Source organism: Paraglaciecola polaris LMG 21857 (assembly GCF_000315055.1).
GTDB classification, from domain to species: domain Bacteria; phylum Pseudomonadota; class Gammaproteobacteria; order Enterobacterales; family Alteromonadaceae; genus Paraglaciecola; species Paraglaciecola polaris.
On record NZ_BAER01000064.1, the window covers coordinates 54,558 to 77,040 of the forward strand.

22 protein-coding genes, 4 tRNA genes and 1 pseudogene are annotated in these 22,483 nt (G+C 43.1%); 23 read left to right on the top strand and 4 right to left on the bottom strand.

Annotation, left to right across the window (positions count from 1 at the left end):
* The first annotated feature begins 145 nt into the window (after positions 1 to 145).
* The 3 genes from GPLA_RS12645 to GPLA_RS12655 are packed head-to-tail and all read left to right on the top strand — an operon-like array spanning position 146 to position 1,907.
* Positions 146 to 397 (top strand): FAD assembly factor SdhE, encoded by a 252-nt coding sequence (locus GPLA_RS12645; protein WP_040514682.1) that lies wholly within the window; start codon positions 146 to 148, stop codon positions 395 to 397.
* Positions 345 to 860: a protein YgfX gene (locus tag GPLA_RS24040; protein ID WP_226993105.1), complete on the top strand. Its 516-nt coding sequence runs from the start codon at positions 345 to 347 to the stop codon at positions 858 to 860. Before GPLA_RS12645 ends, GPLA_RS24040 begins: the two co-directional genes overlap by 53 nt.
* A gap of 60 nt (positions 861 to 920) precedes the next feature.
* Positions 921 to 1,907: a MaoC/PaaZ C-terminal domain-containing protein gene (locus GPLA_RS12655; protein ID WP_051997673.1), complete on the top strand. Its 987-nt coding sequence runs from the start codon at positions 921 to 923 to the stop codon at positions 1,905 to 1,907.
* On the opposite strand, the gene nadB is transcribed toward GPLA_RS12655, so the two are convergent.
* Complete coding sequence (nadB, locus tag GPLA_RS12660) at positions 1,900 to 3,504, bottom strand: L-aspartate oxidase (RefSeq protein ID WP_007105320.1); 1,605 nt, start codon at positions 3,502 to 3,504, stop codon at positions 1,900 to 1,902. The genes GPLA_RS12655 and nadB overlap by 8 nt on opposite strands.
* A gap of 230 nt (positions 3,505 to 3,734) precedes the next feature.
* On the opposite strand from nadB, the gene rpoE reads away from it, so the two are divergent.
* From rpoE to GPLA_RS12710, 10 genes are all read left to right on the top strand, one after another.
* Positions 3,735 to 4,313, top strand: coding sequence for an RNA polymerase sigma factor RpoE (rpoE, locus tag GPLA_RS12665; RefSeq protein WP_007105321.1), 579 nt, complete (start codon positions 3,735 to 3,737; stop codon positions 4,311 to 4,313).
* A gap of 132 nt (positions 4,314 to 4,445) precedes the next feature.
* Complete coding sequence (locus tag GPLA_RS12670) at positions 4,446 to 5,048, top strand: sigma-E factor negative regulatory protein (protein WP_007105322.1); 603 nt, start codon at positions 4,446 to 4,448, stop codon at positions 5,046 to 5,048.
* Between the two features lie 40 nt (positions 5,049 to 5,088).
* The gene (locus GPLA_RS12675; RefSeq protein ID WP_007105323.1) at positions 5,089 to 6,090 is read left to right on the top strand and encodes a MucB/RseB C-terminal domain-containing protein; all 1,002 of its coding nucleotides are present in this window, start codon (positions 5,089 to 5,091) and stop codon (positions 6,088 to 6,090) included.
* A gap of 1 nt (position 6,091) precedes the next feature.
* On the top strand, positions 6,092 to 6,574 hold the full coding sequence (locus tag GPLA_RS12680; protein WP_007105324.1) for a SoxR reducing system RseC family protein: 483 nt from the start codon (positions 6,092 to 6,094) through the stop codon (positions 6,572 to 6,574).
* Between the two features lie 189 nt (positions 6,575 to 6,763).
* Positions 6,764 to 8,560, top strand: a complete 1,797-nt coding sequence (lepA, locus tag GPLA_RS12685; RefSeq protein ID WP_007105325.1) for a translation elongation factor 4 — start codon at positions 6,764 to 6,766, stop codon at positions 8,558 to 8,560.
* The gene (gene lepB, locus GPLA_RS12690) at positions 8,561 to 9,466 is read left to right on the top strand and encodes a signal peptidase I (RefSeq protein ID WP_007105326.1); all 906 of its coding nucleotides are present in this window, start codon (positions 8,561 to 8,563) and stop codon (positions 9,464 to 9,466) included.
* Positions 9,467 to 10,150 carry a ribonuclease III gene (gene rnc / locus GPLA_RS12695; protein ID WP_007105327.1) on the top strand — a complete coding sequence of 228 codons (684 nt, stop codon included), beginning with the start codon at positions 9,467 to 9,469 and terminating at the stop codon, positions 10,148 to 10,150.
* Positions 10,143 to 11,045, top strand: a complete 903-nt coding sequence (gene era / locus GPLA_RS12700) for a GTPase Era (RefSeq protein ID WP_040514683.1) — start codon at positions 10,143 to 10,145, stop codon at positions 11,043 to 11,045. The genes rnc and era overlap by 8 nt, the downstream gene beginning before the upstream one ends.
* 65 nt (positions 11,046 to 11,110) lie before the next feature.
* Positions 11,111 to 11,752: a pyridoxamine 5'-phosphate oxidase gene (pdxH, locus tag GPLA_RS12705; protein WP_007105329.1), complete on the top strand. Its 642-nt coding sequence runs from the start codon at positions 11,111 to 11,113 to the stop codon at positions 11,750 to 11,752.
* 13 nt (positions 11,753 to 11,765) lie between these two features.
* Entirely contained in the window at positions 11,766 to 12,560 is a 795-nt protein-coding gene (locus GPLA_RS12710; RefSeq protein WP_007105330.1) for a TatD family hydrolase, read from the top strand.
* On the opposite strand, the gene GPLA_RS12715 is transcribed toward GPLA_RS12710, so the two are convergent.
* Complete coding sequence (locus tag GPLA_RS12715) at positions 12,557 to 13,207, bottom strand: hypothetical protein (protein WP_226993106.1); 651 nt, start codon at positions 13,205 to 13,207, stop codon at positions 12,557 to 12,559. The genes GPLA_RS12710 and GPLA_RS12715 overlap by 4 nt on opposite strands.
* 231 nt (positions 13,208 to 13,438) lie before the next feature.
* Here GPLA_RS12715 and GPLA_RS12720 point away from each other — a divergent pair, with 231 nt between their 5' ends.
* From GPLA_RS12720 to GPLA_RS12735, 4 genes and pseudogenes are all read left to right on the top strand, one after another.
* On the top strand, positions 13,439 to 14,359 hold the full coding sequence (locus GPLA_RS12720) for an ABC transporter ATP-binding protein (RefSeq protein ID WP_007105332.1): 921 nt from the start codon (positions 13,439 to 13,441) through the stop codon (positions 14,357 to 14,359).
* 2 nt (positions 14,360 to 14,361) lie between these two features.
* Positions 14,362 to 15,096 carry an ABC transporter permease gene (locus tag GPLA_RS12725; RefSeq protein WP_007105333.1) on the top strand — a complete coding sequence of 245 codons (735 nt, stop codon included), beginning with the start codon at positions 14,362 to 14,364 and terminating at the stop codon, positions 15,094 to 15,096.
* Positions 15,097 to 15,098: 2 nt separating this feature from the next.
* Positions 15,099 to 16,980: pseudogene (locus tag GPLA_RS12730) on the top strand (GldG family protein).
* On the top strand, positions 16,977 to 18,017 hold the full coding sequence (locus GPLA_RS12735) for a DUF4340 domain-containing protein (RefSeq protein ID WP_007105334.1): 1,041 nt from the start codon (positions 16,977 to 16,979) through the stop codon (positions 18,015 to 18,017). The pseudogene GPLA_RS12730 and the gene GPLA_RS12735 overlap by 4 nt, the downstream one beginning before the upstream one ends.
* Before the next feature lie 6 nt (positions 18,018 to 18,023).
* Here GPLA_RS12735 and GPLA_RS12740 read toward each other — a convergent pair whose 3' ends face one another.
* Together GPLA_RS12740 and folD are read right to left on the bottom strand one after the other, a co-directional pair.
* Positions 18,024 to 18,593 (bottom strand): DUF1415 domain-containing protein, encoded by a 570-nt coding sequence (locus GPLA_RS12740; protein ID WP_007105335.1) that lies wholly within the window; start codon positions 18,591 to 18,593, stop codon positions 18,024 to 18,026.
* A 15-nt stretch (positions 18,594 to 18,608) separates the two neighbouring features.
* A complete protein-coding gene (gene folD, locus GPLA_RS12745) occupies positions 18,609 to 19,466 on the bottom strand; it encodes a bifunctional methylenetetrahydrofolate dehydrogenase/methenyltetrahydrofolate cyclohydrolase FolD (RefSeq protein WP_007105336.1) in 858 nt (285 codons plus the stop codon).
* A gap of 166 nt (positions 19,467 to 19,632) precedes the next feature.
* On the opposite strand from folD, the gene GPLA_RS12750 reads away from it, so the two are divergent.
* The 6 genes from GPLA_RS12750 to tig all read left to right on the top strand — a co-directional run bounded on the left by GPLA_RS12750 (position 19,633) and on the right by tig (position 22,465).
* Positions 19,633 to 20,262 (top strand): GNAT family N-acetyltransferase, encoded by a 630-nt coding sequence (locus GPLA_RS12750; protein ID WP_007105337.1) that lies wholly within the window; start codon positions 19,633 to 19,635, stop codon positions 20,260 to 20,262.
* A 246-nt stretch (positions 20,263 to 20,508) separates the two neighbouring features.
* Positions 20,509 to 20,585: transfer RNA gene (locus tag GPLA_RS12755), tRNA-Pro, on the top strand.
* 28 nt (positions 20,586 to 20,613) lie between these two features.
* Positions 20,614 to 20,690, top strand: a tRNA-Arg gene (locus GPLA_RS12760).
* A 28-nt stretch (positions 20,691 to 20,718) separates the two neighbouring features.
* Positions 20,719 to 20,794, top strand: a tRNA-His gene (locus GPLA_RS12765).
* 3 nt (positions 20,795 to 20,797) lie between these two features.
* Positions 20,798 to 20,882, top strand: a tRNA-Leu gene (locus tag GPLA_RS12770).
* Between the two features lie 272 nt (positions 20,883 to 21,154).
* Entirely contained in the window at positions 21,155 to 22,465 is a 1,311-nt protein-coding gene (tig, locus tag GPLA_RS12775; RefSeq protein WP_007105338.1) for a trigger factor, read from the top strand.
* Positions 22,466 to 22,483: the final 18 nt, after the last annotated feature.

The following is a 22,483-nucleotide window of genomic DNA, read 5'->3' on the forward strand; positions in this document are numbered from 1 at the left end:
GTTGGAAAGCATAATTGCTAAATAATATGAGGCTTAATTACTAATAAGCAAGGGTAAGTTGTGAGAAAGCAATCGCACTACGGAGAAGGATTCAAGTGTTAAAAATATGGTAAACTGCAGATGAATTTTCACAATAGGACGATCCATGTTTACCAAACAAAGATATGCGCGCTTGAAATGGGCTTGTCGGCGCGGAATGTTAGAGCTAGATGTTATCTTTATGCCGTTTGTAGATGACGGCTTTAATGATTTATCAGAAGCAGATAAAGTTATTTTTGAGAGCTTGCTTACCAGTGATGATCCAGATCTTTACGCTTGGTTAATGGGGCATCAGGCTTGTCATAATGCAGATTACAAGCGCCTTATCGAACATATTCTTAGTCGTGTCAAAGTATAGAATTGAAGTAAAACCTTCAGCAATACAGACTAAAATAGCCTGTATTGCCTATGCGGTAATGGTTGCCAGCGTGTTTGTATGGCAACCAAATGTTTTCACTTATCAACTGTTAGTACAAAGTACTTTGCTCTTACTTATATCTGTCTACTTCCTGTGGCGTTGGCTCAACCGAGAAAAATGCGACTTTGTTGTGCAGGTCAGCTACCTAGGGGAATGGAATTACCTCGATCAACGTGATGACGCTAATTGGTGGATAGGAGAGCAGTCTAAAATGTTTGCTGGTTTGTTGTGGGTGCAATTGATACCGTTTTTAAAACGTAATCAGCCAAACGTCGGGTCATCAGCTTGTTGGTGTTGGATATATCAGGATAGGGTGAACGAACAAGATTATCGTAGGTTGTGTCGTTGTATTATAGCCGCCCAGCAGCGCAGAGAAAAAGTAGATACGAATGCAAAACTTTGATTATATAATGATGAAATGCAAGCCATTCATTTATATTGCCCTCTATAGCAGCTATGTTGAATGACGGCACTAGTGACCCTTAGTAAGCTCCCAAGTACGGCTAACTTATTGTTACGAGCAGCACTGAAACGCGACCGGTTTTCTCATTTTATAACGTCAAATGACGTTTTACCTGCCACTGTACTGAGTTACGCACCCAAACAGATGAATAGGTTAAAAATTGACGCGTTTCATGCGGTCACTCAGTGGAACGTCCCAGCGTTGCATCCATGCTATTTGCACGTAATGAGCTTTCCGCTGCATTTAATGTTAATGCTGGATAAAGGATTTCCCTTTTCCTTGTTAGGATTAGTGCATATCAGTAATGAAATTATGCAGTCTCGGCCTATAAGTGCTGATGAGGATTGTGTTTTTTGTTGTTACTTCGGGAACTTAAAGTTACACCCTAAGGGTTATACATTTTCGATTCACACTGAGGTGCGGGTCAAAAATCAGCTATGTTGGTCATCGGTCAGCACCTATTTATATCGTCGTGCCCATACTGGCTATCAGGCATTGCTTGATAAAGAGGCCTATGCAGAGCCTGATAGCCAAACCTCACCAGCATCTGAGTTCGTAACAGCAAATCAAGCTGATAACGGAATTAGGGAAGAAAAGACGGTTGCGATTGAGCAAAGTTGGCTTTTAGAGCCTGCATTAGGACGCCAATACGCAAGAGTTTCCGGTGATTACAATCCAATTCATCTTACAAAAATAAGTGCAAGACTATTTGGTTTTAAGCGCGCTATTGCACACGGTATGTGGTCGAAATCCCGTTGCTTGTCGGCAATTGAGCACATTGAGACAGGGATATTTAACCAGGCATTTGAAACAGGTGTTCAATTTAGCAAGCCGGCTTTATTACCTAGCAATGTTATATTTTTGGCAAACTTAAACAAAAAAATAGGTTGTGATGAACAGGGTGCAAACAAACTACACATAAATTTTTTATTAAGCGGTGCGGGTGGCGGTACTCCCCACCTAAGTGGGAAGTTGCACACTATTTAGTGACCTTTCCAGGAATAATTGATGGGCTGGAGTTCTCGAGTAAGTCAGGATAGTCCAAATTATAATGTAATCCACGACTTTCTTTGCGCTGCTGAGCACATTTAACGATCAACTCGGCCACCGTTAGTAGGTTGCGCAGTTCTAACAAATTGTTACTGACTCTGAAGTAAGAATAGTACTCATCCACTTCTTGTTTTAGTAACTCTATGCGATGCTGCGCCCGAGCTAAGCGTTTGTTCGTGCGCACTATGCCCACATAGTCCCACATAAAAAGCCGCAGTTCGTGCCAATTGTGTTGGATGATGACTTCTTCGTCCGAATCTCCCACTTGAGACTCATCCCATGGCTGAATATCTTCACGAGAGTCTTTGTCGCCAAGGCGTTGAATAATATGATCGGCGGCAGAGTGGGCAAATACAATACACTCAAGTAATGAGTTGCTGGCCATTCGGTTCGCGCCATGCAAGCCTGTGTAGGCTACTTCACCTAAGGCATAGAGGTTATCTATGTCAGTTTTTGCATTGAAATCCGTTACCACGCCACCACAGCTATAATGAGCCGCAGGTACCACAGGTATTGGCTGTCGCGTAATGTCTATACCCAACGCTCGACACTTGCGATAGATATTGGGAAAGTGCTTTTTGATGAAATCTGCTGGTTTGTGACTGATGTCTAAATACATACAGTCAGCACCAAGGCGCTTCATTTCGAAATCGATCGCACGTGCCACTATGTCCCGAGGTGCTAGATCACCTCGTTCGTCAAACTTTTGCATAAACGGGCTGCCATCCGCATGGCATAAAAAAGCACCTTCACCACGTAGGGCTTCACTAATAAGAAAGTTTCGGGCTTCTGGATGAAACAGACAAGTTGGATGGAATTGGTTGAATTCCATATTTGCTACGCTACATCCTGCACGCCATGCCATAGCAATACCATCACCGCTTGATACGTCGGGGTTTGAGGTGTACTGATATACCTTGCTGGCGCCCCCAGTAGCTAAAGCGGTGAACTTACTACGGATAACTTCCACGTGCTCGTGTTTGCGATTCCACACATACGCTCCCAGTAATTTGTTAGGGGAGTCGGAACTTTTTATCAGATCAACAGCATTGTAGCGTTCAAAAATGTGTATGTTTGGATGGTGTTTGACTGCTTCAATTAAGGTTACTTGCACCGCCTCTCCGGTGGCATCGGCAGCGTGCAGTATACGCCTATGGCTATGCCCCCCTTCTCTGGTTAAGTGATATCGTTGCTCCCCATCACTGCTATCAGTCATTTGATCAAACGGCATACCAAAATCAATCAGCCACTGCATGCAAGCTTTAGCGCGAGATGCAGTGAAGTGCACGGCTTTTTCATCACATAAACCAGCGCCGGCCATAAGCGTGTCTTTTACGTGGGATTCGATAGAATCATCTTCGTCGAAAACGGCTGCTATGCCTCCTTGGGCATAGCGAGTTGAACCTTCAGCCAAGCTGCTTTTACTTAACACGATAATCTGACAGTGCTCTGCAAGTTTTAGGGCTAAGCTGAGGCCAGCAGCGCCGCTGCCTATAATTAGTACGTCACAACGATGTTCAACAGTGGAGTGCATAGGGTAAACTACACCAATAATGCCAATAGAGGGTGGCAATACTAATTAATGTAGTGAAAAATACAATGACATTAGGGGATTGATGTCGCGATTGCCCATCGTGAATGAAGAATGTTTCGAATTTATTTCGAAAATAAATTCTTACAAAACGAACTTATTGCAAATAGCATGGTCAATTATAGTGCTTGCATGAGCCAGAATAAATATTTGTAGCAGGAGTATTGGCTCGAATGAGCGAGCAGTTAACAGATCAGCAAATTGTTGAGAAAGTGCAACGTGGAGATAAAGACGCATTTGGATTGTTGGTCGTTAAGTACCAACACAAAGTTGCTTATTTAGTATCACGATATGTGAAGAACTCCGGTGACGTTGCGGACGTAGCACAAGAAGCCTTTATTAAAGCTTACCGTGCATTACCTAATTTTAGGGGCGATAGCGCATTTTACACCTGGTTATATCGAATAGCCGTAAATAGCGCTAAAAATTATTTAGTCTCGCAAGGCAGAAAGCCCCCAGCGAGTGATGTAGATGCAGAAGATGCGGATTTCTATGATGGCAGTGATGCCTTGAAAGAAAATAATTCGCCAGAAAAAAGTTTAATGTCGGATCAAATGGAAAAATTATTGTTTGATACGATGGATAAGTTACCCGAGGATTTACGTATGGCCATAAGCCTACGTGAATTAGAGGGATTAAGTTACGAAGAAATTGCCAACGTGATGGATTGTCCTGTAGGGACTGTTCGTTCACGAATATTCAGAGCTCGAGAAGCGCTGGATAAGGTGATTCAGCCTTTGTTGCAACGCTAACAAAGGCAAGAACGGCAGATGCATCGCTAGTATTCTTAATATATGCGAGCGATGCAGCTGTAACAGTAATTTGAGATAGATTTTTATTTCAAGTAACAGTTTATTTAAGCGTATATTCAGGAAGCTTGTTATATGTCGCAAAAAATTGAAAATTTATCTGCACTAGTTGATGGTGAGTTACACGACGAACAGTTACTAGATGCAATAAAGAATGATGCTGAGCTAGCTAGTAAATGGCAGAGTTATCATATAATTCGCGATGGTCTTCGTAAAGAAATGGCTGCGCAAATCAACATTGATATTGCTGCAAATGTAGCAGCAGCTCTTGCATCAGAGCCTGCGATTCTTGCGCCGAAAAAATCATGGCGTGATCTACCTTTAATCGGTTCTGTGGTACCCTTTGCTAAACAAGGTGGGCAAATGGCCGTTGCGGCGTCAGTCGCTGTCGCCATGATAATTGGTGTGCAACAATTCAATCAAGCTGATGTCGAACAGCCTTTTAATTCAGCTCCGGCGTTATTGGGTATTCAAGGTGGTTTGTCACCGGTTAGCTTAGAGCAAACACGTACGTTGCCAAGAGCTGATGCATCTGAACAGCGCCGTGTCATTAACGCCTACTTAAACGACCACAAGCAGCAATTGCGTTTCAAGGCCGCTCCGGTCCAAGACGAATCTGAAGTAGAGTTATATGATACCGAACAGCCAAATAACGTTGAAAACATACCGCAAAGATAAATTTTCTAAATTCATTAGGCAGATAGCATTCGTCTGCCTAATGCCTTTATCCTTTTCCAGTATTGGGCAAGTGACTGATGATGCTCAGGATAATCTTTCTGTTAATTTGCCGTCTCCCTCTTATACTCAAGAAGTTGAAGCCTTTCCTTCAGATAGTGCTGTTGGCTGGCTGCAAAAAATGGCCTATGCCCACAGTAATTTAAATTACAGTATTTCTTTTGTTTTGCTTAAACCCGGCGTGGATTCACAGCCTTATTTATGGCGCCATGGCGTGGATGCTCTAGGTGCCAAAATGGAGCAACTCAACTTACTTAACGGACCTGGTCGCGAAGTTGTGCGCATTGGCAACAAAGTCAGCTATTTTGAACCTAATGTACCGCCCTATAGTTTGCAGTCAAATGTAATTAATGGTCCGTTTCCTAGTGAGTTTTTTCAACGCCCAGAGGAAATCGAGGACAGTTATGATTTTGTCATGGTTGGCCGTAGTCGGGTATCTGGACGTGCAGCACAGCAAATTCGTATCGTCAGCAAAGATAAATCACGTTTCGGCATGAATGTATGGTTAGATCAAGAAACTGGCTTAATGCTTAAATTGAATTTAGTGGACTTGAACGGCCAGTTGTTGGAACAAATTCAAGTAACGGCTTGTAATGTGACGGAGCAACCTGATGACTTCTTTGACAAAGTAGAACCCGCTATGCTGCCAGAAGTATTAAAGCTTAGACCGCAAACACATGCTAAAGCCATATGGAATATAGCCTATATGCCCGTAGGAATGGTTGAGGTTAAACGCGATATTCATCGCTTACCCATAACAGGTCAATCCGTTGAGTACGTGATGCTAAGTGATGGTTTAGTCGATGTATCTATTTATATGCGTGAAAGCCAAAATGATGGAGTCAATCAAGATATTTTACTGCGTCACGAGTCGGATACCTTACTAACGTTGAACCAAGGCAAACTCAATGTCACCGTCGTTGGGAAACTTCCCCCTGAAACGGCCAGCCATATAGCGAATTCCATTCATCTAGCGACCAATTAATATGATTGAAGAAGTCGGAACCGTTATTGATGTTCAATCACAACATGGGCAGCAAATTATAAAAATAGCGACTCAGGTTAAATCGACCTGTGGTAGTTGCCATGCAAAAGATAACTGCGGAACGGGCGTTATAGCAAGGGCGTTAGCAAATAAACGTGATGCTTTGTGGCTGAAATGTGATGAAGCCGTAGCCATAGGACAAGAGGTGAAATTGGGTGTTCCAGAGGCGATGCTGTTGAACGCATCGGTATTGGTTTACATTTTGCCACTTTTTTCATTGATTGGATTTGCTATCGTAAGTTCCATGTTGTTTACCAGTGAAGGCTGGGTGATCTTATTTTCTTTGTTGGGAGCGACTTTCAGTTTTTTAGGCGTAAAACGTTATATAGCAAAGCATAGTAAAGGCCAATTTGAGCCCATGTTATTAGCCGTGTTACCTAGTTTAAAAACCAAGGTAGATTGTATCGACGTGTCAATGATTTAACCTTAAATTGAATTCCGTGCATTAATTATGCATATCGGCAGAGTTCTTTATCGCAAATTGGCTGATAAAATTGTAAAATCCGCATCTATTTAATTTAATTTGTTCCCCTAATTTCCTTGAGCACATATCTGCTGCTTGCAAAATTACGCTTAGGGCAGGCAAAACGTACTAGGTACATTTCAAAAGTCTATGCAACACAAGCACATACGTAACTTCTCAATCATCGCCCATATTGACCACGGTAAATCTACGCTTTCGGATCGTTTGATTCAGCATTGCGGTGGATTAACAGAACGTGAAATGTCGGCTCAGGTTCTTGACTCAATGGATATTGAGCGCGAGCGCGGTATTACTATTAAAGCCCAGAGTGTCACGCTCAATTATAAAGCGAAAGATGGTGAAACTTATCAACTTAATTTTATCGATACGCCGGGACATGTAGATTTCTCTTATGAAGTATCTCGCTCTTTAGCGGCTTGTGAAGGCGCGCTACTTGTTGTTGATGCTGGCCAAGGTGTTGAAGCTCAGACATTAGCGAATTGTTACACCGCGATAGACTTGAACATGGAAGTGGTGCCTATCTTAAACAAAATTGATCTACCTCAGGCGGAGCCTGATCGTGTAGCAGAAGAGATCGAAGACATTGTTGGGATTGATGCTATTGATGCGGTGCGTTGTTCAGCTAAAACAGGTGTTGGTATTGAAGATGTATTGGAAGTCATTGTGCGCCAGATACCACCTCCTGAAGGAGAGATTGATGCGCCTTTAAAAGCATTGATTGTTGATTCGTGGTTTGATAACTATCAGGGCGTCGTGTCGCTAGTGCGTATCGTTCAAGGTGAGCTTCGTAAAAATGACAAAATAAAAATCATGTCGACAGGTGTGGTGCATCAAGCTGATAAAGTCGGTATTTTCACCCCGAAAGCAACGGACACTGGTACGTTACGTGCGGGCGAAGTAGGCTTTATTGTTGCCGGTATTAAGGAAATTCATGGTGCTCCAGTCGGTGATACGATTACGCTTGCGCGAAACCCAGCAGATAAAGCCTTGCCGGGCTTCAAAAAAGTTAAACCACAAGTTTATGCGGGTTTGTTCCCCATCAGTTCCGATGATTACGAAGATTTCCGTGATGCGCTAGCTAAACTTAGTTTAAATGATGCCTCTTTGTTCTTTGAGCCTGAAAGTTCTTCAGCCCTAGGCTTTGGTTTCCGCATTGGATTCTTAGGCATGCTGCACATGGAAATTATTCAAGAGCGGTTAGAGCGTGAATATGATCTGGATCTGATCACAACAGCACCAACCGTGGTTTACGAAGTTATCACCACTGACGGTGAAACCTTGTACGTGGATAACCCCTCTAAGTTACCACCGGTTAATGCTATTGAAGAAATTCATGAACCGATAGTGGAAGCACATATTCTTGTGCCACAAGAATATTTGGGCAGTGTTATCACCTTATGTGTAGATAAGCGTGGGGTACAAACCAATATGACGTATCACGGCAAGCAAGTTGCGGTGACATATGAATTGCCCATGGCTGAAGTGGTAATGGACTTTTTCGATAAGCTGAAATCAACCAGTCGCGGTTTTGCATCACTTGATTACAATTTCAAACACTTCCAAACAGCGGAAATGTCTAGACTAGACATTCTGATTAACGGTGAGCGAGTTGATGCATTAGCGATGATTACACACAAAGACAATGCACAATCCCGTGGCCGAGAGTTAGTTGAAAAACTGCGGGAGTTAATTCCACGACAAATGTTTGATATCGCCATTCAAGCGGCTATCGGCAACCAAATTGTGGCCCGCAGTACGATAAAACAATTACGTAAAAACGTTATCGCCAAGTGTTATGGCGGTGATGTCAGTCGTAAGAAGAAGCTTCTTCAGAAGCAAAAAGACGGTAAAAAACGCATGAAGTCAGTCGGTAACGTCGAGCTTCCACAAGAAGCGTTTCTTGCTTTGCTTAAGGTAGGTAAGTAAATGGCAAATTATTTTTCATTATTCTTAGTTGTTCTGACCATTGCGTCAGGACTCATTTGGTTGGCTGACTCGTTGATGTTTGCACCTAAGCGCAACGATCGTAAGGTTGTGGCCGAAGATGGCTCAAGTGTAACAGGCGACCCTGAAGAACAAAATTTACCTTGGTTGGTGGATACCGCCCAGCAAATCTTCCCCGTTATTGCGTTTGTTTTGGTGTTACGTTCGTTTTTGTATGAACCATTCCAAATACCATCAGGCTCGATGATGCCCACGTTATTAGTGGGGGATTTCATTCTGGTCGAAAAGTATGCATATGGTGTTAAAGATCCTGTTTTTAGGAGTAAGTTTTGGGACACAGGCGCTCCTGAGCGCGGTGACGTAGCCGTATTTAAGTATCCTAAAAACCCTAGCCAAGACTATATTAAGCGCGTGGTTGGGTTACCGGGTGACACGGTGATTTATCGTAACAAGCAATTATTTATTAAACCTGCATGTAATGACGGTAAAGATTGCCCCTCGATCGAGCCTGTAGAGCTTAATTTTGTTGACCGCGGTGAGGCCTATCAAAACTTTGTACCGCTGGAAAAATACCAAGAAAAACTTGGAGAAGTCACTCACGATATTTTCCGTTTACCCAGTAATTTAAATCGCACCCAAGATTATTACCAACAACCAGGTACCCAGACTGACGAATGGATTGTGCCTGAAGGTCAATACTTCATGATGGGTGACAACCGTGATAATAGCCTAGACGGCCGTTTTTGGGGATTTGTGCCTGATGACAACTTGGTAGGTAAAGCGGTTGCTATTTGGATTAGTTTTGAGTTTGACCGAGTGCCAAGTAGCTGGATCCCGAGCTGGATCCCAACCGGTGTTCGGTTTAGTCGTGTGGGTAGCATTATTTAGATGCAGTTGATTGACCCTTACAGACCTTTATATACCAAACTCGGTTACGAATTTGCAGATCCTCAGAACCTGACGATTGCTCTTACACATCGTAGTGTGGGCTCTAACCACAATGAACGCCTAGAGTTTTTGGGTGATGCAGTGCTCGGCCTCGTGATTGCTAAGGCGCTTTATGAGCGCTTTCCTAAGCAGCCCGAAGGAAACTTAACACGTATGCGCTCAAGCTTAGTGAAAGGCGATACACTGGCTGAAGTTGCTAGGGAGTTTTCATTAGGGGATTTATTACTACTTGGACCGGGAGAACTTAAAAGTGGAGGTCATCGCCGAGATTCTATTCTCGCCGATGCCGTTGAAGCGATCATTGGTGCGATATACCAAGAAGTCGGTATGCAAGGCTGCGAACCGCTAATATTAGCTTGGTTTGCTAAGCGCATTGATGCACTTAATCCAGATGCGACACCTAAGGACGACAAAACCCGTCTACAGGAATATTTACAAGGCCGCCAGCTGCCATTACCTGAATACGAAGTAGTTGATATTAGCGGCAAGTCCCATGACCAAACTTTTACCGTGCAATGCACGGTAGCAGGGTTAAGTACACCTATTGTTGGTCGTGGAAAAAGTAGACGCCGAGCTGAACAGCGAACGGCAAAGCAAGCACTCGAGAATTTGAAAAATGTCTGATATCACTTATTGTGGAATGATCGCCATCGTTGGCCGTCCAAATGTAGGGAAATCAACCCTACTTAATGCCTTACTTGGGCAAAAAGTGAGTATCACTTCGCGTAAGCCTCAAACTACACGCCATCGTATTATGGGTATCGACACCCATGAAAATCGTCAGGCAATCTATGTGGATACACCCGGCTTACACATCGAAGAAAAACGCGCTATTAATCGTTTTATGAATCGTGCAGCATCAAGCTCAATTGCTGATGTGGGTTTAGTGCTATTTGTTGTTGAAGGGACGCGTTGGACCGATGACGACCAAATGGTTTTAACCAAAATCATACAGAGCAATGTTGACTGCTGGTTGATCGTAAATAAATCGGACAATGTAAAAGATAAAGAGATCCTGTTGCCCCACCTGAAATGGTTAGGTGAGCAACATGCGTTTAATAAAATCATGCCGATTTCCGCGAAAAATGGCAAGAATGTCACGCAGCTAAGAGACATGGTAAATGAAATCTTGCCTGAAAGTGAATTCTACTTTCCAGATGACTACATTACCGACCGTTCGAGTCGCTTTATGGCTGCTGAGATTATTCGTGAAAAGCTTATGCGGTTTACCGGTGATGAATTGCCATATTCAGTGACCGTCGAGATCGAACAATTTATGTTGGCGGAAAATGGGGTTTATCGTATCAATGGTTTGATTTTAGTTGAGCGTGATAGCCAGAAAAGCATGGTCATTGGCAAAGGTGGACAACGCCTTAAAACTATTGGTGCTGAAGCGCGTAAAGACATGGAGCATTTGTTTGATACCAAGGTGTTTTTAGAACTTTGGGTTAAGGTCAAATCGGGTTGGGCTGACGATGAACGTGCACTGCGTAGTTTAGGCTACGGGCAAGATAACTAATCCATTCGTTATCGGCTTACGTAGTAACCACCATCTATCGACATGTGTTTTTGCAGGAGTAAATAATGCAACCTCTAAGTCAGATCCGGCGCGAGTATAGCCAAGGACACCTCACTGAAGATTCGTTACTAAAAGATCCGTTTGCCCAGTTTGATAAATGGATGGACGACGCGGTTAAAGCAAACTTACCGGATCCAACTGCTATGACCGTTGCCACGGTCGATAATCAAGGGCAACCATCGCAACGCATTGTTTTGTTAAAAGATGTGATGGATGGTTGCTTCGTTTTCTATACCAATCTTGGTAGCCGTAAAGCACGAGATTTAGCGCTAAATCCAAAAATTTCGCTGCATTTTCCATGGCATATTCTTGAACGACAAGTTGTCGTCAGAGGCCGTGTCGATTTACTCGGCAGAGAAGACGTACAACGTTACTTTTCATCTCGTCCTCTTTCGAGTCAATTGGCAGCATGGACATCTAAACAGAGTCAACCTGTTGCCAATCGTGCGGCCTTATTGACTCGGTTTGAAGCCACTAAAGCGCAATTTTTAGAGCAGGAAATACCTGCCCCAAAATTTTGGGGTGGCTATAAGGTTATCCCTCAAGAAATTGAATTTTGGCAGGGTGGGGATCACCGCTTACATGACCGTTTTGTGTTTAGTCGTAAAAATGCACAAGATTGGGCAATTGAACGCTTGATGCCTTAAAGGCGTTTTACTTGTGATTGATAGCCATTGCCATTTAGATTTTGACGCGTTTGATATCGATCGTCACACCGTTCTCGCACAATGTCAGGCGTTAGGGATAAAGCGTATTGTTATTCCTGGTACCCAAGCCAGCACCTGGCATGCCTTGATTGCGTTATGCGATATTTACCCGCAACTGCATTTTGCTCTAGGCATTCACCCTTACTTTTTAGATAACTTTGTTAATGCTCATTTATTGGCGCTCGACGAGCTGCTTTTGGCGCATAAAAGTCGCGTTGTGGCTGTGGGTGAAATCGGCCTCGATTATAGTTTGCATACCAGTGAGAAGATTCAAATGCACATCTGTGTCGAGCAGTTACAGCTAGCGCAACAACACCAATTGCCTGTGATTGTGCATCACCGACGCTCCCACAATGCGTTAATCCGTACGTTGAAACAGCAAAAATTCGAGCAAGGCGGCATTATTCATGCGTTTTCTGGCAGCCTATATGAGGCTCAGTCGTACATAGAACTCGGTTTTAAGTTGGGGGTTGGCGGTACTATTACTTATCCTCGAGCACAAAAAACACGAAAGGCCATAAGCCAAGTGCCACTTACCAGTCTCGTATTGGAAACCGATGCACCTGACATGCCGATTAATAACAAACAGGGGGAGCGAAATAACCCGCATTATTTACCGTTGATTTTACGAGAGCTACAAGCTTTACGCGCTGAGCCCGCTGATGAAGTACAATATGCTTGTCTGCACAATACGCTGGATATACTGGCAAATTTATCAAGTAATACAGTGCAATCAATAAATGACTAAGGTTTAGGTTTAGCTGTACCCCCATGCATATCAGTTTTGGGGAGGTTATTAGGGTGAATATAATGTCGATAACGTACTTTATAGAAAATTCTGGTTAGAAGCAGGGCACCTAGAGCAGCTAATAACCCCAATACTTGAGTCTGCTTGCGCAGTTGCGCTTGGTATTCACTATGCCAAACCATAACGCTTTGCTCGTTTAAGAGTAAACGCACATAGCCATATATTTGCTTGTCCACGCGAATATCTTGCACAAATACCAATGGCACGGCACTTTTAGCCTCATGATATTGTTTAACTATGGGTTGCTCAATACCAAGTTCTTCAATTTTCTGGCCGTACTGATCATATACCGCTACGGCCTCAATATGAGGGTCCTTAAGCAGAATATCCAATACTTGGCTAATACGTTGTTTGTCATTGTTGATAATTGGTTGGGCAAGAATTTCACTGCTAATTAAGCCAATACTATTCCCTAGTTGAGTACTTTCTTTGTTGCGCCAATTCTGTGCATTTTCGTTGTCAACAAACCACAGGTTTACGAATAACAACAGCATCACAATGACAATGACGAGGTTAATTATGCGTTTAAATATGGAGTAGCGACTATGCATATATAAGTCGACTGTGTGTAGTAGGGATTTTGCCATGCTCATAGCCGGAGACAATAAGGTAACAGCGCTGATTTGCCAAGAAATTTCGCGTATATACAGGCAAAAATCAATCCTTTGGCAAGTTTTAACGCAGAGTTTAATTGCTGTAAATCGAGTTATGCTCAGTTAAGTAGCATTGATTGCTATTTGACGTGCGCACAAGCGTTGAAACAGACTCTAGAACGCTATATCTTTAGCACGCTATCTTTTGGTCATACTAGGAACATCATGATATCAGTAAAGAACCTATCGAAATCGTTTGGCCATTTCTGCGCGGTCGAAGATCTAACTTTCGATATAAAGCCGGGCGACATCGTCGGCTTCTTGGGGCCTAATGGCGCTGGAAAATCGACTACGATGAAAATGTTAACTGGTTTTTTGCAACCTACCAGTGGCAGTATCGATATTTTTGATATGTCTGTGTTGCGTGATGCTAAAGACATTCAGCAACATATCGGCTATTTACCTGAAGGTGCGCCAGCATATGGAGATATGACGACCTATCAGTTTCTTAAGTTTATTGCAGAGATTCGAGGGTTCAGAGGTAAAGACAAAGAGCAGCGCATTAATCATGTGATAGAACAGATTGAGCTCCAAGATGTGGTTAATCGGCCCATAGAGAACTTGTCGAAAGGATTTAAACGACGTGTGGGGCTCGCACAGGCACTGATACATGATCCTGACATACTGATTTTAGACGAGCCCACAGATGGATTAGATCCGAATCAGAAGCATCAAGTGAGAGAACTGATAACAAAACTGGCCAAAGATAAGATCGTTATTATTTCCACTCATATATTGGAAGAGGTGACGTCGGTGTGTAATCGGGTCATGATTATCGCTAAAGGTAAATTACTGTTTGATGATACGCCTCTGAGCTTACAGCAGCGCTCACGGTACTATCATGCGGTGACCATTCATTTGAGTTACCTTGCGGATATTTCTGGCTTGGCAGAGCTTGAAGGGGTGGCTGAAATGGAAGTGGACCAGAAAACGGGACATGTCACGCTATTCCCTGAGCCGGGACATCATATCTTGCATGAAGTAACAGCCCACGTGCAACGTGCAAAATTACCTGTCGATACATTGTTTATTGAGCAAGGCAGGTTAGATCAAGTTTTCAGAGAATTAACAACAGAGGTTGCATAGCTGTGGCGCATATTTTTATTTTGTTTAAACGCGAATTTGCAGGTTATTTCGCCTCTCCAGTGGCGTATGTATTTATTGGTATTTTCTTAGTGTTATCGTCGGTCTTTGCATTTTTCATTGGTGGATTTTATGAGCGCGGGCAAGCTGATTTACTGGCATTTTTTAATTTCCACCCATGGTTGTATTTGTTTCTTGTTCCGGCTATCGCAATGCGAAGTTGGGCCGAAGAACGCAAAAGCGGCAGTATTGAATTATTGATGACACTTCCGATAAGCACATGGCAAGCTATGCTTGGGAAATTCTTAGCCGCTTGGAGCGTGTTAGGTTTAGCACTCATACTAACGTTTCCCTTATGGTTGACGGTGAATTACTTAGGCAACCCCGATAACGGGATTATCGTTGCTGCTTATTTAGGCAGTTGGTTGATGGCGGGGGCATTTTTGGCAATTGGGATGTGCATGTCAGCATTATCAAAAAACCAAATTATCGCCTTCATTCTTGCCATAGTTGTGTGTTTTCTTTTTGTGGTGAGTGGCAGCTCAATTGTATTGGATTCCTTTAAGGGGTGGGCGCCGTCGTTGTTGCTTGACACTGTGGCATCATTTAGCTTTCTAACGCATTTCGAAGCGATGGCAAAAGGTGTTATCGCGTTAAATGATCTCGGTTATTTCTTATTGGTCACTATGGCATGGCTGTATGCGGGATTGCTTATTATTGAACTGAAGAAGGCTGATTAACCATGACGAATAGATTAACAACTTGGTTAAGTATGCTGTTTATTGCGATTTTATTTTTTGCATTAGTTTTACTCAATAATCAGCTACTGAGTGCTTACCGTGTGGATCTGACAGAAGATGATGTTTATTCACTGTCACAAGGTAGTCAGCAAATATTGACGGAAATTGATGAACCGTTAAATTTGTATTTTTTCTTCTCCGACAAAGCTTCAAAGAATATGACGACGTTACGTAATTACGCAGCGCGAGTGCAGAGCTTGTTAGAAGAATACGCAGGACGATCCAATGGTAAAATTAAACTACATATTCTGGACCCCGAAGCCTTTTCTGAAAAAGAAGACCGGGCAGAGCAGTTCGGTTTGACTGGGGCTAATATTGGGCCCGCGGGGGAGGTGATTTATCTTGGGTTAGGGGCAAGCAATGCACTCGATGATCAGAAAATTATTGCCTTTTTTGACCCACAGCAAGAACGCTTTTTGGAATATGAAATTAGTAAGTTGATTTACCAACTGATTAATCCTAAGCAAGTTAAAGTGACTTTGTTGACTGATTTACCTGTTGCCGGTGGGCAAAATCCTTTGACCGGAAGCTTCGATCAACCTTGGACTTTCTATACGCAATTACAGCAATTGTATATAGTCGATAAAATAGGCAGTGATGCCTCCGAGCTGCCAAAAGGTACGGATGTATTGATGGTTGCTCACCCTAAAACACTCAGCGATGAATTACTGTACGCAGTCGATCAATATATTATGGGGGGGGGGCCGAGCACTTATTTTTGTTGACCCCCATAATGAATCAGATCAAATGAGCATGTTAACGGGGTCGGCTATGGGAGCAAATAGTTCAAATTTGACACGCTTGTTTGATACTTGGGGGGTGAATTTCGATGAGCAGCAGGTGTTACTCGATGCATTTTCCGGGCTTGATGTGCGCACACAAACAGGTGATGTTGCACGGCATTTTGGTTTTGTTGGTTTCAGTGGTAATGAGTTAAACGAGCAAGATGTGACCACGTCAAATTTGGATTTAATTAACGGTGCGTCATTTGGCGTGTTTAGTAAAAAAAGTAATTCTGCTTTACGTTGGTCGACGTTGATTCACTCAACAAAAAATTCTGACTTGATCGATAGCGTCCAGTACGCGCAAATGCGTGACCCTCAAGCCTTAAGTCAACAGTATAAAAGTGACAACAAAGAATACATTTTAGCTGCAAGATTGACAGGCAGTGCCAAATCCGCTTTTGACCAAGCACCCGAAGGTATCGATACCGATAAACGTTTAACACAAACACGAGATTTGAATCTAATATTGGTTGGCGATAGCGATTTGCTCTCCGATCGATTCTGGGTGCAGCAATCATCGTTTTTTGGTCAGACGATCACCACACCATTTGCGAATAATGGTGACTTTTTGACTAACGCTGTTGAAAATTTAGCTGGCAGTAATGCGCTGATAAGCATTCGTAGTCGTGGCACATTCGCTCGTCCATTCGACAAAGTAGAGCAGTTAAAGCTAGTTGCAGAGCAGAAATTCAGAGAACAAGAGAAAATACTACAGCAGCAACTCGAAGAAACGGAAGGGCAACTATCGCAGTTGCAGGAGCAACAGGGCGAAGGGGGGTCTTTAGTCATATCTCCTCAACAGCAAAAAGCAATCGATGACTTTATGCAACAAAAGGTACAGATCCGCAAAGCGCTACGTGATGTGCGCCATCAACTAGATAAAGACATTGAGAAACTGGGTAACTTGCTTAAGTTTGTCAATATTGTGCTGGCTCCGGTGCTGTTGGTTTTATTGCTGATGTTATGTCGGCGTTTATTGCGCAGCCGATATAAGCCAACAGTGCAAACTTCAAAGATGTCTAAGGAGGGACAATCATGAATCGTTCATTCGTTGTGCTGGCGGTATTGGCTGTGCTGGCCTGTGGGGCGGGTTATTGGTTGTTGCAACAAGATGATTCACCTCAAGACATCTCTCAAGCTGCGTTACCAACACTCGACCAGAAAGCAACCGAAGTGGATCGCATTACTTTAAGAAATGCCGGTGGTATTTTGCTCAATGCACGGCGTGATAATGATCGCTGGCAAACCGAGGTATATTTAGATGATGGTACTCAAGTTGGTCAATTTCCTGTTGACCGAGAAAAGCTAGCCACTCTAGTTCAGGCATTGGCTCAGGCTAGATTAGTGGAGTCTAAAACACAAAAAGACAGTAACTATCATCACCTAGGTTTACAGGATATTTCAGTCAGCGATAGTTTAGCAACGCTGATTACGTTAGGGAATAAAGAACAGTCTTGGCAGGTATTGGTTGGAAATCACGCTTCAGTTGGTAACAACAGTTACCTACGTATACCCAAACAAGCACAGGCGTGGCTAAGCGACCGTCCGATTAATCTGCCTATGACCAATAGCGAATGGTTACAGCAGCCAATTTTACCGTTTGATGAAACTGACTTTTCCAGTATCGCGAGAGTCGATGGTGATCCATGGCAGATTTATAGAGCGAGCGTAAATGAATCATTTATGTTGATAAATAAGCCGCCAGCACAAGAGCTCAAATATGCAGGGGTACTCGATGCAGTTGCGCTTAATTTAGCTGGGATCCATTTCGAACAGCTGTTACCGCTAACCTCAGTCGATTGGGAAAGTGTGATCCCCATGGTCATGCTTGATGTAACTACAGCGTACGGTCACACATTTAGAGTTGAAATAGCCAAGCAGCAAGATAGTGCCTTTTTACGGATTACCAGCGCGTCCCCAACCGATTACTGGGCGGATTGGATTTACCAAATACCTAAATTTAATGGTGAGCAGCTCAACAAAAATATAAACGATTTTCTATTAGGTGAAGCGCAAAAAGAAGCAAAACAGCCGATTAGGTCTTATCCTATTGACGAGGGGGAGTCGCCGAATTAAAGTGGATTAATCTTTGCTTTCAGGTCTGTTGAGTCTGTGCAGGGTTTGCTGCCAGTACATTTGACCCAGTTGTCGTGCTTTGTCGATATTACGTAAAGGAATGTTCTCTGGATCGGGGTAGGTACGCATCACTCGATCTAGGCTGCTTTCCCGTAATACATGCAGTATAGGTAGGGGGGCTCTGTTGGTATAATTCGATAAGTCGTCAGGGGCCTCACCTTCAAAGCAATAATCAGGATGGAAACTGGCTAATTGGAATTGCCCTGCATATCCGCCTCCCTCAATCAGTGCCTGTGACATAGCGACCAGATCGAGATAATCATCAAAATCACTGAAACCAGTGCTGAATATAAGCAAACTGGTCTCAATTTGACTATTTTGCTCCAAGGTGTGCAATTCAGTTAAAAGCTGATCCGTGGCATTTTTAAGGGTGACAGCCCGACTAACCGTATATGCGATACTTTCACGCTCAAATTCGCGTTTGGCGAATGGACAAAAGTTATGCCCGATAATGATGTCACTCAACCAAGCCTGTATCGTTTGAATGGCAACATCATTGTGTGGAATGTTATTCACGGTTAGGTAATACCCTTAACTTGAGTGATACTTAACGTAGGCTTCTAAGGTATTCTCAATTAGACTCGCCACCGTCATTGGACCCACTCCGCCGGGAACTGGGGTTATCCAACCCGCACGTTGCTCAGCGGTAGTAAAGTCGACATCACCGACTAAGGTGCCGTCGGTTTGGCGATTTATGCCAACATCGATCACGATAGCGCCGGGTTTGATCCACTCTCCAGGAATAAATGCTGAAATACCTACCGCAACTACTAAAAGGTCCGCCCGTTCAACATGAGATTGTAAATCTTTGGTAAATTTATGACAGCTGGTTACTGTGCAGCCTGCTAATAACAATTCCATAAACATTGGTCGGCCAACGATATTTGATGCGCCGACGATAACGGCATCAAGACCTTTCACTGGGCGCTTAGTTGATTCAATTAGGGTCATAATGCCTTTTGGCGTACAAGGACGAAGGGCCGGTATACGCTGGGCTAAACGACCGATGTTATAAGGATGGAAACCATCTACGTCTTTATGAGGTAAAATACGTTCTAATACTTGCTCTTTGTCTAAACCAGCTGGTAGAGGTAATTGCACTAATATGCCGTCTATCTCTGGATCATTATTCAGCTTATCAATCAGTTCAAGCAACACCTGTTGAGATGTGGTTGATGGCAAGTCATAGGATTTTGAAACAAACCCAACCTCTTCACAGGCTTTACGCTTGTTGGCAACATAGACATGAGATGCCGCATCACTTCCCACTAAAACGACCGCTAAACCTGGGGGGCGTTTGCCCGAAGAAACAATAGATTCAACATGAGAGGCAACGTGCTGACGGACTTGTTGGGCGATTAATTTACCATTGATTTTTTGAGCAGGCATATAAAAAGTAACTGAAAGACAAGGGGTCTGTATTGTCACATAATGCGGTTGTTTCAACAATCCGCAGCACGCAAATTTGTAAATAGTATCGAATCTACTTGCCCCAAAGTTACATCTAAACAAAGATACCGTTATATCAGTCTTGTTTATATTTAAGGTGTGTGGTTTGGAACTCTCTCCAGTAGAAATATTTGGCTATTGCGCGTCAGCTGTTATTGCGTATTCGCTAACTAGAAGTTCAATTGTTCGATTGCGTTGGTTCAATTTAGCTGGGGCTTCTTCGTTTTGTTTATATGGAATTATTATACAAGCCTACCCAGTGGCCATATTAAATGGATTTATTACGTTAACTAATCTGTTTTTCCTGCGTAGATTACTTTTTGATGTAGAACGGCAGTTTTCTGTGCTGGCCGTCAGTCGTCCGTCAAATTATGTAGATTTCTTTTTAGAATTCCATCAGCAAGAAATTAAACATTTGTTTCCGCGTTTTATGAAAGTGTCTGCGGATCCTCAGCGTCAATATTTTTTTCTAACTGAGCGAACCGAAGTCGTAGGGATGTTATCTGGTTACCGTGATGTAAATGATGACTTTGTCGTTGATTTTGATTTTGTTATCCCGGCTTACCGCGACTGTCACCTCGGTCAACATGTAATAGGTAAGGGCCAACAACTGTCAAAACAATTTGGATTTAAGAATATTGTTGCATTAGCGGACAGTTATGAGCATGAAAATTATTTAAATCGCATTGGATTTAGTCCGAAAAAGAACGGACGCTGGACATTTGACGGCCAATAAAAGAAAAATTTCACCTGGTTTCGGCCTACAACGTCAAAATAACGGTAATTGCGTTGTGAGTATTTCACTTGCTTTGGTACCTTGATTTGTATGTTTCACACTCTTTTTGCTGGTTTATCGGACAAATTGCTAAAAAAAACAGCAGTCAGTTATTTTCTTTTAAAAAAGTGTTTGACGAGAGAAATACATCTGTTTACTATGCGCTCCCCGTTGAGAGACAGAGAATAACTCTTCGGGTTGTTAAGTCGGTGAGTAGCGCAGCTTGGTAGCGCACTTGGTTTGGGTCCAAGGGGTCGCAGGTTCGAATCCTGTCTCACCGACCATTTTCTCAAATTGTAAAAGATTCGTCGAGCGCCCGTAGCTCAGCTGGATAGAGCACCCGCCTTCTAAGCGGGTGGTCGCAGGTTCGAGTCCTGCCGGGCGCACCATGCGAACCTGGCAACAATTATCGCTTTGGTGGGCGTAGCTCAGTTGGTAGAGTCCCGGATTGTGATTCCGGTTGTCGTGGGTTCGAGCCCCATCGTCCACCCCACTTGCGGAAGTGGTGAAATTGGTATACACGCTGGATTTAGGTTCCAGTGCCTTAGGGCGTGAGAGTTCAAGTCTCTCCTTCCGCACCATCTCTTATACTCCTTGTAAAAACTCTAATCCAATTCTTTGAATCATCAGATCTTTTCTTATCTCAAACTAAACTAATTAGTATTTCGACTCGACTTAAAGTAGTTGAATCGCTATACTGCTGCGTCTTTTTTATCCGGCTAGGCGAGATGATAAATAGGTCAACTCGTGATTGTGTGGGACGGATTAGGTTTACCTTAGTCATATTCCAGCGATAAAAAACCCATCAAAAATTTTATAAATGCGCAGACGAGCGCAAAGTTGAGGTAGAAGAATGCAAGTTTCCGTTGAGACGACTCAAGGTTTAGAACGCCGTCTTACCATCACTGTTCCTGCAGAATCAATTGATTCACAGGTTAAGTCTCGCTTACAACAGTTAGCTAAGACCCAACGTATTAATGGTTTCCGTCCAGGTAAAGTTCCAGCTAGCGTAATTAAGAAGCGTTATGGGCAAGCCGTACGTCAAGAAATTGCCGGCGAAGCTATGCAGCGCAACTTCTATGAAGCGATCGTGCAAGAAAAAATTACCCCAGCAGGTATGCCTAATTTCGAAATGAAAACTGACGTTGACGGACAAGACTTAGAGTTTGTTGCTGCGTTTGAAGTGTATCCTGAAGTTGAAGTAAAAGACGTTGAAAAAATTGAAGTAGAAAAGCCTGTGGTAGAAATTACCGATGCTGATCTGGACACTATGATGGAAACGTTGCGTAAACAGCACGCTACATGGAAAGAAGTTAAACGTAAATCGAAGAAAGACGACCGTGTAACGGTTGATTTCATCGGTACCATTGATGGTGAAGAATTTGAAGGCGGAAAAGCTGAGAACTTCGAACTAGAAATGGGCAAAGATCGCATGATCCCTGGTTTTGAAAAGCCAATCGTTGGCGCAAAAGCTGGCGAAGAAGTAGTGGCTGACGTGACTTTCCCTGAAGATTACCACGCTGAAGCCCTTAAAGGTAAAGCAGCACAATTTAAAATTACCGTCAATAAAGTAGAAGGCCTAAGCCTTCCTAAAGTTGACGAAGAATTTGCTAAATTGTTCGGTGTCGACAATGGTGACGTTGAAGCGCTTAATGCTGAAGTACGTAAAAACATGCAACGTGAACTTGAGCAAACATTGAAAGCCAATGTGAAAGAACAAGTGATTGAAGGTTTGTTAGCAAACAACGTAATCGATTTGCCAAAAGCATTAGTTGATCAAGAAATCAATGCTTTACGCGAGCAAGCGAAGCAACGTTTCAGCCAACAACAAGGCGGCAACGTTGATAACCTTCCTGAACTTCCAGCTGATTTATTCCAAGAAAATGCACGTAAGCGTGTTTCTATTGGCTTGTTGCTAGGTGAAGTCATCAAAAATGAAGAGTTGAAAGTTGACTCAGCTAAAGTTGATGCGTTGATCGAAACTGCTGCTTCTGCGTATGAAGATCCTCAAGAAGTGATCGAGTACTACAAAACTAACGATGAATTGATGCAACAAATGCAAAATGTCGCGTTAGAAGAGCAAGCGGTTGAAGTGCTTCTAAGTAAAGCAAATGTGAAAGAAGTAAACAAAGCTTTTGATGAGATCATGAACAAACAGGCATAAATTGCCCTTTGTTAATTG

Coding starts and splice junctions, on each gene's coding strand:
- GPLA_RS12645 (WP_040514682.1), top strand. CDS start 146: ATGTTTACCAAACAAAGATATGCGCGCTTGAAATGGGCTTGTCGGCGC.
- GPLA_RS24040 (WP_226993105.1), top strand. CDS start 345: ATGCAGATTACAAGCGCCTTATCGAACATATTCTTAGTCGTGTCAAAG.
- GPLA_RS12655 (WP_051997673.1), top strand. CDS start 921: ATGACGGCACTAGTGACCCTTAGTAAGCTCCCAAGTACGGCTAACTTA.
- nadB (WP_007105320.1), bottom strand. CDS start 3,504: ATGCACTCCACTGTTGAACATCGTTGTGACGTACTAATTATAGGCAGC.
- rpoE (WP_007105321.1), top strand. CDS start 3,735: ATGAGCGAGCAGTTAACAGATCAGCAAATTGTTGAGAAAGTGCAACGT.
- GPLA_RS12670 (WP_007105322.1), top strand. CDS start 4,446: ATGTCGCAAAAAATTGAAAATTTATCTGCACTAGTTGATGGTGAGTTA.
- GPLA_RS12675 (WP_007105323.1), top strand. CDS start 5,089: ATGCCTTTATCCTTTTCCAGTATTGGGCAAGTGACTGATGATGCTCAG.
- GPLA_RS12680 (WP_007105324.1), top strand. CDS start 6,092: ATGATTGAAGAAGTCGGAACCGTTATTGATGTTCAATCACAACATGGG.
- lepA (WP_007105325.1), top strand. CDS start 6,764: ATGCAACACAAGCACATACGTAACTTCTCAATCATCGCCCATATTGAC.
- lepB (WP_007105326.1), top strand. CDS start 8,561: ATGGCAAATTATTTTTCATTATTCTTAGTTGTTCTGACCATTGCGTCA.
- rnc (WP_007105327.1), top strand. CDS start 9,467: ATGCAGTTGATTGACCCTTACAGACCTTTATATACCAAACTCGGTTAC.
- era (WP_040514683.1), top strand. CDS start 10,143: ATGTCTGATATCACTTATTGTGGAATGATCGCCATCGTTGGCCGTCCA.
- pdxH (WP_007105329.1), top strand. CDS start 11,111: ATGCAACCTCTAAGTCAGATCCGGCGCGAGTATAGCCAAGGACACCTC.
- GPLA_RS12715 (WP_226993106.1), bottom strand. CDS start 13,207: ATGGCAAAATCCCTACTACACACAGTCGACTTATATATGCATAGTCGC.
- GPLA_RS12720 (WP_007105332.1), top strand. CDS start 13,439: ATGATATCAGTAAAGAACCTATCGAAATCGTTTGGCCATTTCTGCGCG.
- GPLA_RS12735 (WP_007105334.1), top strand. CDS start 16,977: ATGAATCGTTCATTCGTTGTGCTGGCGGTATTGGCTGTGCTGGCCTGT.
- folD (WP_007105336.1), bottom strand. CDS start 19,466: ATGCCTGCTCAAAAAATCAATGGTAAATTAATCGCCCAACAAGTCCGT.
- tig (WP_007105338.1), top strand. CDS start 21,155: ATGCAAGTTTCCGTTGAGACGACTCAAGGTTTAGAACGCCGTCTTACC.